Annotated in this window: 15 protein-coding genes; 1 reads left to right on the forward strand and 14 read right to left on the reverse strand. The window is 42.7% G+C overall.

Annotated features, from left to right (window positions below):
- Positions 1-47 precede the first annotated feature (47 nt).
- The 8 genes from GKZ87_18320 to GKZ87_18355 all read right to left on the reverse strand — a co-directional run bounded on the left by GKZ87_18320 (position 48) and on the right by GKZ87_18355 (position 4,656).
- Entirely contained in the window at positions 48-209 is a 162-nt protein-coding gene (locus tag GKZ87_18320) for a hypothetical protein (GenBank protein ID QSI27307.1), read from the reverse strand.
- Positions 210-249: 40 nt separating this feature from the next.
- On the reverse strand, positions 250-462 hold the full coding sequence (locus tag GKZ87_18325) for a hypothetical protein (GenBank protein ID QSI27308.1): 213 nt from the start codon (positions 460-462) through the stop codon (positions 250-252).
- Positions 462-1,109 (reverse strand): 2-dehydro-3-deoxyphosphogluconate aldolase, encoded by a 648-nt coding sequence (locus GKZ87_18330; protein QSI27309.1) that lies wholly within the window; start codon positions 1,107-1,109, stop codon positions 462-464. The genes GKZ87_18325 and GKZ87_18330 overlap by 1 nt, the downstream gene beginning before the upstream one ends.
- An 18-nt stretch (positions 1,110-1,127) precedes the next feature.
- A complete protein-coding gene (locus GKZ87_18335; protein ID QSI27310.1) occupies positions 1,128-1,601 on the reverse strand; it encodes a PTS mannose/fructose/sorbose transporter subunit IIB in 474 nt (157 codons plus the stop codon).
- Between the two features lie 69 nt (positions 1,602-1,670).
- A complete protein-coding gene (locus tag GKZ87_18340) occupies positions 1,671-2,606 on the reverse strand; it encodes a 3-phosphoglycerate dehydrogenase (GenBank protein ID QSI27311.1) in 936 nt (311 codons plus the stop codon).
- Between the two features lie 13 nt (positions 2,607-2,619).
- Complete coding sequence (locus GKZ87_18345; GenBank protein QSI27312.1) at positions 2,620-3,447, reverse strand: PTS system mannose/fructose/sorbose family transporter subunit IID; 828 nt, start codon at positions 3,445-3,447, stop codon at positions 2,620-2,622.
- Complete coding sequence (locus GKZ87_18350; GenBank protein QSI27313.1) at positions 3,444-4,211, reverse strand: PTS sugar transporter subunit IIC; 768 nt, start codon at positions 4,209-4,211, stop codon at positions 3,444-3,446. Before GKZ87_18350 ends, GKZ87_18345 begins: the two co-directional genes overlap by 4 nt.
- A 25-nt stretch (positions 4,212-4,236) precedes the next feature.
- Positions 4,237-4,656 (reverse strand): PTS mannose transporter subunit IIA, encoded by a 420-nt coding sequence (locus GKZ87_18355; protein ID QSI27314.1) that lies wholly within the window; start codon positions 4,654-4,656, stop codon positions 4,237-4,239.
- 335 nt (positions 4,657-4,991) lie between these two features.
- On the opposite strand from GKZ87_18355, the gene GKZ87_18360 reads away from it, so the two are divergent.
- A complete protein-coding gene (locus GKZ87_18360) occupies positions 4,992-7,415 on the forward strand; it encodes a PRD domain-containing protein (GenBank protein QSI27315.1) in 2,424 nt (807 codons plus the stop codon).
- 173 nt (positions 7,416-7,588) lie between these two features.
- Here GKZ87_18360 and GKZ87_18365 read toward each other — a convergent pair whose 3' ends face one another.
- The 6 genes from GKZ87_18365 to GKZ87_18390 form a co-directional block, all read right to left on the reverse strand.
- On the reverse strand, positions 7,589-8,320 hold the full coding sequence (locus tag GKZ87_18365) for a glucosamine-6-phosphate isomerase (protein QSI27316.1): 732 nt from the start codon (positions 8,318-8,320) through the stop codon (positions 7,589-7,591).
- A gap of 65 nt (positions 8,321-8,385) precedes the next feature.
- On the reverse strand, positions 8,386-9,183 hold the full coding sequence (gene agaD, locus GKZ87_18370; GenBank protein ID QSI27317.1) for a PTS N-acetylgalactosamine transporter subunit IID: 798 nt from the start codon (positions 9,181-9,183) through the stop codon (positions 8,386-8,388).
- Positions 9,170-9,973, reverse strand: a complete 804-nt coding sequence (agaC, locus tag GKZ87_18375) for a PTS N-acetylgalactosamine transporter subunit IIC (protein QSI27318.1) — start codon at positions 9,971-9,973, stop codon at positions 9,170-9,172. Before agaC ends, agaD begins: the two co-directional genes overlap by 14 nt.
- Before the next feature lie 28 nt (positions 9,974-10,001).
- Positions 10,002-10,469: a PTS N-acetylgalactosamine transporter subunit IIB gene (gene agaB, locus GKZ87_18380; protein ID QSI27319.1), complete on the reverse strand. Its 468-nt coding sequence runs from the start codon at positions 10,467-10,469 to the stop codon at positions 10,002-10,004.
- 73 nt (positions 10,470-10,542) lie between these two features.
- A complete protein-coding gene (locus GKZ87_18385) occupies positions 10,543-13,146 on the reverse strand; it encodes an AAA family ATPase (GenBank protein QSI27320.1) in 2,604 nt (867 codons plus the stop codon).
- Between the two features lie 50 nt (positions 13,147-13,196).
- Positions 13,197-13,700: a PTS N-acetylgalactosamine transporter subunit IIB gene (locus tag GKZ87_18390; GenBank protein ID QSI27321.1), complete on the reverse strand. Its 504-nt coding sequence runs from the start codon at positions 13,698-13,700 to the stop codon at positions 13,197-13,199.
- Between the last annotated feature and the right edge of the window lie 212 nt (positions 13,701-13,912).

A 13,912-nucleotide genomic window follows, 5' to 3' on the forward strand; every position in this document is an offset into this window, starting at 1 on the left:
ATAAAAGTTATTTCAAATTATTTATTTTATTACTTCTGGATTTTCTTTCACTCTTTATCCTCCATATAACATCTTAAATCTTTCATTGACACTTCCTTTACATAGCCCTTGTCTATTTCATCAGCCTGGATAATTTTTATGCTTGAACCATCTGCCTTTTTATTACTTTCGATATAAGCAAGCAAGTCTTCAGCATAATAATCTGCCACATAGGGAGGTCTCATTTTTATTAAAATTCTGCGCTGATGATTACGCAGCAGTCACTGCCTCAACATCATCATTCCGATATCCATGCATTCTCCGTATGTCTGCCCCTGTAATGCATATCCGAAATTCAACAGCATTCGCTGTCCGCTGCTTTGCTCTGTATATGACTGCCGACATGTGGTGTATGAACTTCCATATACCCTCCTTTTGCAGAAAGCCCGCCATGATCATACGTATATGGCGGGCTTTCTGCATCAGCTATTATCTGCTATTTCTGTAAATATCTTTGCTCTGCGGGTAAGCTCCACGAAATTTCCATCCGCTATCACGCTACGGTCAATAAAGCGGCTGCTGATACCCGCTGCGCAATATCCGGCATCCAGATAATCCTTGAAATTATCCTCATTCACACCGGCTGCCGCAAGAAACTTCACATGATTGATCGGCCCTCGCACATCCTTTATATAGCTTAAACCAAGCCAGCCTGCAGGAAAAATTTTCACGATATCCGCTCCCGCATGATGTGCCTGCAGGATTTCTGTTGAAGTCATGGCGCCGGGTATGGATACCAGCCCTGCTTGTTTTGTTGCCTGAATAACCTCTGTGTTGACATCCGGTGATAGGCAAAACTCTCCACCGGCTGCCTTTGTCGCTTTCACATGCTCCACGCAGGTTACGGTACCACTTCCTACCTTCATTTCCGGAAAATGCTCTTTAATCGTTTTTATAGCACCACAGGTTTTCTCTATCGCATCTGTATCTGCCTGATCAAAGGTTACCTCCACTACACGTACACCGCCATCATACAGAGCTTTGATAGTTTTTACCAGGTCTTCTCCATAAAGGCCACGACATATTACCACAACCTTGTGCTTTGCGATAAAGTCTACAATTTCATTCATACAAACACCTCTTTCTTTTTATAAATATTTCGCTATATTCTCTTCCGGCTCTGTCACAATGACACGCAGGAATACCTTGATTCCCTTGTTTAACAAATTACGAAAGGCCTGCTTTTCATTCTCACTTACCGAAATGTTTTTAAACATTGGCTTTCTTCCTGCTTTCGCACCAATACCCCCGACATTGACAGCTTCCAGACGGACACCTGCATCACTCAGCTCGTCAAGAACAACCGGTGTCTTTACAAGAATGATAATTTTTTCATTTTTTCCATCCTCATTCAGATAACCAATGGCATCCTTCACACTCAGTACCTTTAAACTGATTTTCCCGGGAACGCTGGATTTCATCACCATTTGCAGGAAGGAATCCTTTGCGACGCCGTCATCAATAATCAGCACCTCATTTGCTTCTGTATACTGTATCCATTGTGTCATGACCTGTCCGTGAATCAGACGATCATCTATTCTTGTCCAAACGATATTTTTCATATATTCCTCCATTACTCGCGATATGCAAGCATACATTATGATGACTGTTATTTTACGAATCAGTCAAGCTCACACTTCTTTGTTTGCTTTAAAATAATCTATGAGATGATCTACAGCCGCATGTGACATTTTATTCACAGCTTCTACACTGACAGCTGCTGTATGCGGACTGCAAACGACATTATCCAGACCGATAAATCCCGGATTCATATGCGGCTCCTCTGCGAACACGTCTGTACCGTACCCATAAATACGCCGCTGCTTTAACGCCTGTATCATATCCTTTTCATCGATTAGGGACGCTCTTGCCGTATTGATTATCACAGTTTCCGGCTTCATCAATGCAAGCTCCTTGTGCGTGATAAAATGTGTTCCATCTGCATTCCCCGGTATATGCAGGGTAATAATATCCGCCTGCTGAAAGATTTCCTGCGGGGAAGCAATCTCGATTCCTTCCCGTTTGCAATATGCTTCATCTAGAAATGTATCATACCCAATAATCTTACATTCAAATCCCTTTAAACGCTTAACAACCTGGCGCCCGATTGCACCAAGACCGAATACCCCTACCGTCTTATGGCATAAATCCAGGCCGGTTTCCTTCTTCCAAACACCCTTTTGCAAAGAGGTATGGACATTGCATACATGCCGTAAAGTGGAAAGCATCAGTGCGATTGTATAATCTGCAACTGCTTCTGTATTGCAATTTTTCGTTACAGTTACTGCGATTCCCTTTTTTTCTGCCTCTGTAACATCAATATTATCTATCCCTACACCGTATCTTGATATGATTTTCAGACAATCTGCCTTTTCCAAAACCCGTTTACTGACAGTATCGGAGCCAAGGATAATTGCATCCACGCCTGTAACCTCACCCATCATTTCCTCTTCATTCATAATATGGTGATACCGATTATCAATCAGCTCCCATCCCAAATCCAGCAATCTCTTTCTTGGTGCTTCATCAAATTTTCCAAAGCTGTTAGATGTAATTAAAACCTTCATATGACGCCTCCTATCAGATAATGCCAAGTAATCCGCCAATGATTCCAATTGCGAATAATATTAACAGAACCTTGTTTACACTTACTTTCTTATTCATCAAATAAAAGGTCAGCATGACCATACCAAACGGTAACAGATTGTTTACAACCTTATCCAGAATATCCGTTTGTACTGCAAGCTTGTTGTCACCGAGTGCTATTTCCGCAGTAGATGTCAGCTTTACCGTGGTGGCCGCAAGTGCTCCAATGGTGATTGAACCCATAGCGGTTACCATTGTCATGATTTTTTCCATCTTACCGCCGCTGAAGAATTCACCGACAAAATCGCGTCCCTTGTCATACGCCTTGCGGTACAGCGTATAGCTGATACCAAAGTTCAATGCCAGCGTTACAAAGAAATAGAAGATTGGCCCCAAAAGATTTCCTTCCTGACCGATGGAGATTGCGATAGAACCGATAATAGGTATCAGCGTTCCCTGTCGCAGTGTGTCACCAATTCCTGCCAGCGGCCCCATCAGGGAAGTCTTTACCGCACTGATGGCCAGTCCGTCAATTTCTGCACCGCTTGCCTTTTCTTCTTCCATTGCAATGGTAAGGCCAAGAATTACTGGCCCAACAAGTGCAAATTCTGAGTTATAAAACTCCATATGACGCTGACAGGCTTCGGCACGCTCCTCAGGATCCGTATATAGCTTAGCGATTACATTTTTCATCCCGGAGAAAAATCCAGGAGCCTGCAGACGTTCATAGCTGCAGCAGGCCTGTGCAAATACCTCAAACATGAAATAGGATGTATTCAAATCTTTTATAGTCAGCTTTCTTTCTGTCATCTGTTCACTCATTCTTCATTCCCTGCCTTTCCAAATTTCAAATCGCCATAAAAGTAAGCAACGATTGCTGCAAAGATGGATACCACCAGCATACTCAAGCCGGAATATGTTTCCAGAAAGAAGCCCAGTGTAAAGAAAATCAGGATACCGTTTCTTGTATTCAGCATACGAATGATCATAGCGATACCGATTGCAGGAAGTATTCCTCCAATTACGCTCAGTATATGCAACGGCTTTCCAGCCAGCATGTCCAGCAGTCCCTGTGTAGCCGGAGCACCAAAGTATACAAGCAGTGCACAGGGAATCATCGTCACAGCATATCCAAAGAGCTGCGTTGGAACCAGTTGCCAGAATGCCATTTTTTTAATGTCACCGGTAACTGCATATTTGTCCATCTGATGCACGAAATAAATATTCACTGTCTGTCGAAGTGTCCAAACCATCGTTCCCATAACCCCGAGCGGAACTGCAATTGACATGGCAACCTGCGGTGTGGCATTCGCACTCAAAGCAAGCGCCGTTCCAACAACTCCACCAATACCAGGATCGGTAGGCAGCGTACCTCCCGCATTTACGAACCCTAGATATAATGTATTGATCGTAGCACCCATGATACAGCCTTCCACCGGCTTCCCAAGAATAAGACCAACAATCGTACCGGCACATATTGGCTGGCGAATGGATACACTTCCCAGTCCGGTCAGCCAGGGAACCCCGTTGTTTGTTAAATAATAAAGCGTACCAATCAGAATGGCTTGAATAATTGAAATCTGCATAACTTATCTCCTTTCAGCAATTAGCTTATAATTGAAACTGATTTCTCAAATCCAAAATACTGTTCCCACCAACTTCTAATGCGTGCTGCTTCAGCTCTTCCATCTTCATAAAGCTCTTGCTTGTAGCCACTTCAAGAAGAATAGGTAGATTTACCCCTGTAATACATTCCGAGCGAACTGTACCCTGCAGCTCGTGCATCGCTCTGGCTGTTGCATTGGATGGACTACCGCCAAACAAATCTGTCAGTATCAGCACTCCATCTCCCTGTGAGCAAGCATTCAATCTGCATATCGCCTCCTTAATTGTATCCTTCAGACTGTCAACACTGTCTCCATGATATAAACCATGACTCTCGATCAGCGGGGCTTCTCCCATAATCAGTGCTGCACTTGACAATAGCGCCTGTGCAAGATCGCCATGTGTCACCAATAACACTGCAACCATATTTCTACCTCCTCCTGTTCACTCGCTGCCGTTGATTTCGACAGTAGCTCTTAATTTCGAGTGTATTGTAACACGCGATTTTCGCCACACAAAATCCTGTATATATTTACACATTATTCGAATTGTGTAAATATAATCCTTTGTAAATATCGGCTATTTCGTTTTATTTTCACTAGAAAGAAAACGGTTTTTTTATTATTTAAAGATATCTGCGTAATTTTTTGCACAATCTAAAGAAAGAAAAAATACATTTTCTTCTTTTGTGTGTAATCGTTTTGACCATTTTACACCAAATAATTTATTTTTTTGCTATAATGAAAAAAAGGAGGATATGTATGGATAAGAAAAAGGAAGAGGTTTACCAGCACCTGGTGCAGCATACAGCGAAGCATCTGCAACAAAAAGGCGGTTTGGGAAGAGATGCGCTGAATATCAGTATAGATTTACAGATGGACCGCTCCAATGTTTCACGCTTGCTGAATCAGCTGCATCATGAAGGAAGACTAATCAAAACACAGGGCAGACCAACCTTATTTTTTGCAAGAACACCCCTGGAAAATGAGTATCCGGATGTGCATGTACCTAGCATTATTCCCAAGGGAAAAAGCATTCATAGCTATCTGAAGGAAGAGCTTGAGCAGAAAAATGAGCTGACGCAGGCTGATGTTTTCCGGCAATACCTTGCCAATCGCAATACCAGCAGCATGTTTGAGCCAATTCAAAGGGCTAAGTCCGCGCTACTCTATCCGCCACAGGGATTAAATGTTCTCTTATACGGTGATCCCTGCGTCGGCAAGCTGAATTTTGCAAAATCCATGTATCAGTTCTGCCTGCAGCATGAAATCTTCAGCCGCAATTCCCGAATGGTTGTATTTGACTGTCTGAATTATGCAGATCAGGAGCCTGAAAAAATTCTTAGTAAGCTGTATGGTCATTATGATGGAAGTCACCTGAAAAAGGGGCTTTTGGAATTAAGCAGAAACGGTATGCTCATTCTGAATCATATGGATAGTCTATCCTTTTCCGCACTGACCAGTCTGTACAACAGCATCATCAGCCATTCTTATAGTCCTGTGCAGCTGCCATCCAAGGAATATCCAATCCGCTCACTCATTATCGGGATTTCCAATTCAGAAAATATGATTTTGAATCCGGATATCCGCCGCTGCTTTCCTATGCAGATTCATATCCCCTGTCTCCGGGAGAAATCTATACAGGAAATGCTTGTGCTCACGATGCAGTATTTCCAGGAGGAGGCTCAACACATTGATAAGACGATTCGTATTTCCAAGGGTGCTCTCAGCTGCTTTGTCATGTCAGACTATTCCGGAAATCTTCCCCATTTACACGCAGAAATCAAGCAGGCCTGCGCTCACGCGTTTCGTAATTACCTTGAGCAGGAGGCTTTGTTTGTAAACATTGATTATGATGATATTTCTACGCAGGTGCTAACGGATATATATGATGTGAATGAGCGTATGAGTGAGCTGGATAATATTCTTCACCTTTTCGATGGCGAGTATTTATTCTTTTCTGCCTTAAAACAGAATCAGGAGTTGGAATTGCTGTATGACCTCAATGACAGCACGGATAAACGGGATAGTTATTTGGAAAGTATTGATGATAAACTGATTAACCTATGTATACAGGATATCAATTCAGCAATCAATATTCATCTGAATACCATCCGGTCGGTTATGCTGAAGCAGGTATACGATCTGCTGTATCCCATTTTACAGAAAAGTCCGATTTGTAAAAATGAGAATCTGCTCTATGGATTACTGCTTCATGTTTCCAATACAATCAAACGGATCCGCAGCGGGAACCGGGAGCTTGGCTTTCGCAAAGGAGAGTATCGGATTGCTAAGGAAGATGATTATGAATGTGCAAGAAACATTGTAGAGCATATACATATTCATCAGGATTTGCAGCTGCCTCCGGAGGAAATAGATTATATAGCAACCTATCTGTATCTGTCATCACAATGGATCGATAGCAATTATATACAGCTGCTGATTATCAGTATGGAAAATGATACAGCAAGGGAGTATGCCGATTATCTGAACAGTTTATCCTTTAAATCAGAGATACACTGGCTGCGACTTCACACCTTAAGCTCACTGGAAAAGAACATGACGCTTATTACGGAAGCCATGCAGAACATCAATCGGGGAAAAGGGGTAGTGATTGCCACAGACTGTAGTGCTGTAATGATGAATGAACAGATGCTGAAGCAAAAAAGTGATGTGGAATTCACCATAGTTACGGATATTTCAGTAAAAACGCTCATGTCTATTGTGGAAAAGATGGAGTCTCTTGGCTCCACATTAAGTTCCATTCAATACTTTCGACAGGAAAGCAAAAAGGATGCTGCTAATGTAAGTGAAACGGAAACACATGCACAGGAACTGCTAAACGATATTACAAATAAAGTACTATCTGAATCACTGGTATTTCTGAATCCACACAAGGTCTGTCAGTCTCTATTCAATGTATTGATCAATATTCTGCATGATTTGAATATTTCCTATACAGATGATTTGTTGATTAAGTTCATATTTCACAGTGGATTTATGATTGAGCGCTGCATACGAAAAGAGCCCCTGTCCTATCCAAAGGCCAGAGGCATCATCAATCAGTATGATCAGATGTATTATATAATGGAGAAGAATTTTGAGATTATCTCTGAAATATTCAACGTTACGATTCCTTCTTCCGAAATGGCGATGATTATGGAGATATTCCTCCCATATATGTAGAATGTGTTCGTTTACTCTATCAAGTTCATCGTATGATAATAAACATAATCAAACGAAATGTGAACCAAAAGCAACGGTAAAAGAAGCACCCTATAGGAATTGCAGCTCACTGCTGCTTTATCCTAAGAATGTACGTGTGTGTTTCTCTTAATTACACATCTATCTATTGCATTTTAGAAATTCTCCAATGCTGTGCTCACAATTTTCTGTATGGTATCATCAACCAGTGTAACACAGTTCGGATGCAGCCATAGCAGAGATGCCGGAGTCGAGGTTGATATTCTCTGACTCATAAATGCCTGATAAGCGGCTTCCTTTCGTTCACCGCAAACCAGCATAATTATTTGTTTCGCTGTGAATATACCCTGCAATCCTATCGTCAAGCCGCCCTTTGGCGCATATCCCTTCACCATATCGTGGGTTTTTGTCTTTTCATCCAGCTCAGCAAAATGTGCGTTCAGAACAAGCGAATCCGCTGGCTCATTCAGTCCGAGATGTCCATTCATTCCCAACCCGAGAATCATCACATCAATCGGATGCTCTGTTAGAAACATATCCATCTTTTCCAGCTCCTGCTGGATGTCTGGTGCATTGGAGACAAACTCGATAACCTCCTTTGGCTGCATATACAGCTTTTCAAACAGATGCTTTTTTAGAAAGGTTGTGCAGGTACACGCATCATCCGGCTTTACTCCATACCATTCATCTAGCTTAACGAAGGTTACCTGTGAAAGATCTATGCATTCTCTGTTCACAGCTTCACACACGATCTCATACATCCCTTCAGGTGAGCTTCCGGTCGCAAGACATATTACTGCATCCTTCTTATTACGCAGTGTATTTAACAACAGCTCTGCCCCTTTTTGTGACATTCTTTCATAATTTTCTGTATGTATCAGCTTCATATAATCCTCCTTTTTTTGAAAAAGCTATCCGCAGAAATTTGTGGATAGCTTTTGAATTATCTTTTTTATACAAGTCCGACCCATGCGCCCAGAATGGAAAGCACAATGATGGAAACAATCAAAACGATTGGGTTCGCCTGTTTTTTCTTTAACAGCCAGAATAGCAGCAGAGTTACGCACATTGGCAGGAAGTTCGGGAAAATACGGTCAAAGAACTCTGTCTGTACTGCAACCTCGATACCGCCATCCACCTTAATGACCGGCAGCAGATTGATTGTTACATAGGATGCTATCAGGGCACCGATAACGGTGATACCCAGAATGGTTGCGGAATTGGCAATCATATCGGAGTTTTCCGTAATCATATCTATTGATTTTGTACCCAGTGTATATCCAAGACGTGTCCATACAATACGCAGGATCCAGATTACAACATAGGTCAGGAAGAAAATAATTGGACCCAGAATTGATCCCTGGGATGCAAAGGAACAGGAGATACCTGCAACGATTGGCAGAATGGTGAACCAGAAAATCGCATCACCGATACCTGCGATCGGGCCAAACAGAGCCAGCTTCAGACCCTTGATAGCATCACGGGTTCCTCCACCTTCCTCCAATGACATCATTAAGCCCATCAAAAAGCCTACCAAATTTGGATGTGTATTGATGAATTCCAGGTTATCTGTCATAGCGGCAGATAATTTCTCCTTATCGTCTCCGTATACCTTTTCCAGAGCAGGCAGCATAGCCCATGTGAATCCACAGGACTGCATACGTTCATAGTTGAAGGATGCCTGCAGGAATGAAGAACGGATACCAAGCATTGTTATATCGTGTTTTGTTAATTTTTTAGATGCCGACATGCGTGTCACCTCCTGTTACTCCTGCATTTCTGACAGCTTCTTCAATTTCATCTTTTCTCTGTTTAACACCAAAGAAGTCAATCAGTGCAAATACTGCCCCAAGCAGTGCCACCGGCAGCAGATTCGGCATTTCGCAGAAGCATGCCATCAGGAAACCAGCGATAAAATACGGTGTATATTTTACTTTCATCATAACGCGAAGCAGCATTGCGAAACCTACTGCAGGAAGAATACCACCGGCAACCTCCAGACCATGCGTGATGACTGCAGGCAATGCATTTACGAAGTCTGCCATCGGCTGCTGTGCAACATAGGTACAAAGGAAGGCCAGAACACCATATGTCAATGAAATGATGGCCATGGTTGTGAAGTTGATGCGGCGGATTCCCTTAACATCAGCTTCCGCAGCACATTTGTCGGCTTTTCCCATGAAGAATGAGAATGCGGAATAATAGAACAGAATTACATACTGTCCCAGGAAAGAGAACGGCAGACAAAGACCCAGTGCAGCTTTCGGATCACAGCCTGTTGTATAAGCAAGTACCGTCCCCATCAGACCTGCGAATACCGGATTTGGCGGCTGTGTTCCACCTGCCGGTGTCAAGCCTGCGAATGCAAGCTCGATCAAAGCACCGACCTTCAGTCCCAGTGTAATATCACCCAAAATTAGTCCCGTCAGTGTCGATACGATCAGCGGACGGAAGATAAAGAACGCTTCGAGGAAGAAATCAAGACCGACGATAATCGTCATAACGGTCAGAAGGATTCCCTGTAAAAGTGTAATCTCCATGTTACTTTCATCTCCTTTTCAGATTTAGTTATTCAATTGCGGATTTTGGATCTCCGGGTACATCCTGTGCGTACACATTGATACCTTTTGATACCAGATACTTCAAATCATCCATGTCCTCATCATCGACATAGACCTTCTTTGTCAATGCGCGTTTTCCCTCAGAGAAGTGCATGTTTCCAACATTGACCTCCTTCAGATCCACACCGGCCTCCACCAGACGGCGGACATCCTTTGGTGTACGGCATACGATAAAGATTTTCTGCTCCGGTGCTGCATTGCCGATGATGGCTGCTGTTTTTTCAATACTGAAGAAACGAATTCCCACACCGGATGATTTTGCAGTGACGCTCATCAGTGACTGCTGGATTCTGTCCTCTGCTGCAGTATCATCCGCAACAACAATCAGATTAGCTCCCAGTGTCTTTGTCCATGTGACCCCAACTTGTCCATGTACCAGACGATTGTCAATTCTTGTTAATAGAATATTCGGCATATATTCCACCTCCATTCACTTTTATACAAGCAAGAAACGTGCCAACTTTCTGTCGCAGCACGTTTCGCTTTATTTATTTGGGGTTTTTAAAGTAATTCAGTACATACAACGCCTCAGGCGCTGGAAGTTCGACACTATATCTCATTTCCACGCCACTAAATGCATCCTTTACTTTTTCCACTCGCTCCTGCTTTGCCCTGATTGCTTCTTCCATTCCCTCCACATCATCAATGATTTTCTCACCATTCAAGATAGTCAAATGATTGACGATATTCGACAGAGTGAAATTTTTCGTGATATTCTGGTTAAATGCCTCAAGATCTCCAACTCCAAGATAGCGCTGCATCAGCTGTTCCAGAACACCGATTTCATCATTCATCATAACACTTTCAATCGCCATAAAGGGTACACCGCTGACCTTGGGATCCAGCGTCCCTACAATCAGTTCTACCTGATAACGATTGAAAATGGAATCCCGTGCTCCGTTTTCCACAAGCTGCTGATAATTATATGGAATGATTTCCAGATCGATTTTTCGCGGTAAGGAGCTCTCCAGCAGCTCACTGATTTTCTTTGCGGCACCAAACCCGGTAGCACATATGGAAAGAATCGCAGACTTTTTCTTTCTGCTTTTCAAATAATGTGTCGAAAGCTGATGATGCTCCTTCACCTCCTGTAAAATCTCTTCCACACGCTTTCCCTGTCGGATATAATTACCAACCTCCAATGCCATAGCCGTTGATACATTGTTAATCAAAGCGATATTGTAATCAGACATTGGCTTGATTCTCGTATAGATTTCCTCCAGGCTTCCCATATCTACAAGGAATATCAGTTCATGAATCGTCCCCTTGCGTTTCAGATAATCATCCGCAAGCTGTGCCACCTTATCAATCGTGATATTGATCTCCATATCAATACCATCGAACACATACTGCCCCAGCATACGGTTTGCCGTATCTGCAATACTGCTGGCAGTGGAATAGCCGTGGCACAGAATCACACCGACACAGGAGCTAACCTCCTCATTCTGATAGCCCGCAAAGGCTATGGCAATGATCGCCAGCAAGAGATCATCCAGCTCCAAATCCAGATTTAACCGTACGTTTTCCACAATTTCCTCAGCTATGTTAAACACTCTTGGAATTCTCTCCTGAAGCTCTGACACCAAAGCCTTAACACTTTTCTGATGGGCACTGATCCAGACATTCGCATCGGTGGCGCATTTTGAATATTCCACCAGAATTCTGGAATAGATTTTTATTTCATTATTTGGAATTGAGATTGAATATTTATTCATCACAATAGAATAGATCTTGTCCAGCAGCTTCAACAGATATGCTTCACTCGTATTTTTCTGATACCGATTATGAAACATCACATAGTCAATATAGCTTTGAATGAGGATACCCGTTTTTTCCATATATGCAGGAAAGGCGCTTGTTGAGGTCTGGTATTCTTCATACTGCTGTATCAACTGACTATACAAATGCAAAAGCGGGGATGCCTGATTTAAGGAGCCCTTTAAGCGTTCAATCGGTATCATAGCCTCCTGCACCCCGTGCGTTGTGGATTTTAACTGCACGGAGGTCAAAGAAGGAAAGATGTAATCCGGCAGGTCAGCCACCTGAACCTTCAGCTTTGCCTCCCCCTTATGTACAAGAAAGGAATTTGCACAGGCTGCCTTGATTGCATTTTTCAACGCTCCCACATTTCCGATGAATTCAAAATCCATAAGACTCTGATAGGCTAGGTTGCTGATGAGAATTTCCTTACCGAGACGCTTACTTTCCTTCGTGAAGATGGTATAAATCAACTCCCGCTTTTCAATCAATGGACGATCCTTTAACGCAGGTACAGTAATGGTGATCGGTATTCTTCGCAGCAGTGTTTTCAACAGGACATTCTGTGGATCCTCCGTTGTTGCGAACACCAGCCGGCATTTGGAATAATACCAGTTTTCATTATCCCCAACCTTGTGATACATCCCCTTGTCCATAAAGAAAAACAGCTTTTCCTGACATTCCGCCTTCAGACAATGCACCTCATCAAGAAACAGCAGACCGCCATCAGCCAAGGAAATCAAACCGGGATTATCATCGTCTGCCCCGGTGTAGGCACCCTTGACATTACCAAACAGATTTGTTGTCAAAAGCTCCGGGTTATTCGCATACTCAGAACAGTTAACGGCAACGAATTTTTTATTTTTTCCGATAATATTCTGATTGACAGCATATTCATACATCATGGAGGCAATCATGCTTTTCCCGGTTCCGGTAGGCCCGTTAATCAGGATTGGAAGTCCACCCGGATAGGAGACTGCCGCCTTACAATGCTCAACGACACTGGACAGGGAATTGTTACAGCCGATCAGCTGCTCAAAATCCTGTGCATCCTTGACGAGCTCCTGCTTCAGCTGTTCAAGGGAATCAAAGCTGCACACTGTTAAAATCCCTTTTTGCTTCTGCTCTATTACATCACGCACAAAAAAATATACCGGGCGGGAATTGATTTTCACTACTTCCTTTGCCTTTACCTTTTCATTCAGATACTGCGAGACCGTGTTTCTGCTAATATGCAAAGCATCCGCAATACTGGCAGCAGTAAAACGGACATGCTCTTCTATTTCATTTTCCTCACAGCGTTTCTCTAATTCATTGTAAACAAGCTCCTTCATCGTACAACTCCTGCCTTTCTCAATCCTTCAACATATAAAAACGAAGAGCTTTATCTTCTCCGCTTCATTGTCTCATAATCCAGTTCCCCTATTTTTTCCACAGCGGTGCCCGGAACATCCTGATAAAACACCTCTGTCCCTTGTGCAAGCATATAATTCATATCATCAATATCCTGGCGTGTAAGATACACCTTACGGTTAAATGCCACCCTGCCTTTTTCATAATGCATATTTCCTACATTCACCCGTTTTAATTCAATCCCTGCTTCCACAAGCAAACGTGCCTCATGAGGAGACTGCACCACGACAAACAGCTTCTGATGACTCGTGTTTTCATTGAATACACGTATAAAATCAGCAACTGTGTAAAACCGGATTTGACGACTTGCGGCTGTAGCAACGCTCTGCATCAGCTTCTGTGCAAATCCGCTTGCAGCTGTGAGGTCATCCACGACGACGATGGTATCTATATTCAGTGTACTTCCCCAGGTCATCCCTACCTGCCCGTGTACAAGCCGGTTATCAATCCTTGTCAATTCTATTTTCGCTCTCATATGAACACCTCGATTTCTTTCATTTTACCTTATTTTTCAAAGAAATGGTATCCTAAAAAGAATTAGAATATTTTATTTATAAAGATCGCATTTTTTATGCAATGCCTAGCTTATTAAGAAAAGGATTGCAGAAAAGAGAAAGCTGTGAGGGCTTTCTCTTTATTTTATATCCATGACATTCATTAACAACTAACAACTATCTTAAATATCCT

The organism is Erysipelotrichaceae bacterium 66202529, from assembly GCA_017161075.1.
Classification (GTDB): domain Bacteria; phylum Bacillota_I; class Bacilli_A; order Erysipelotrichales; family Erysipelotrichaceae; genus Clostridium_AQ.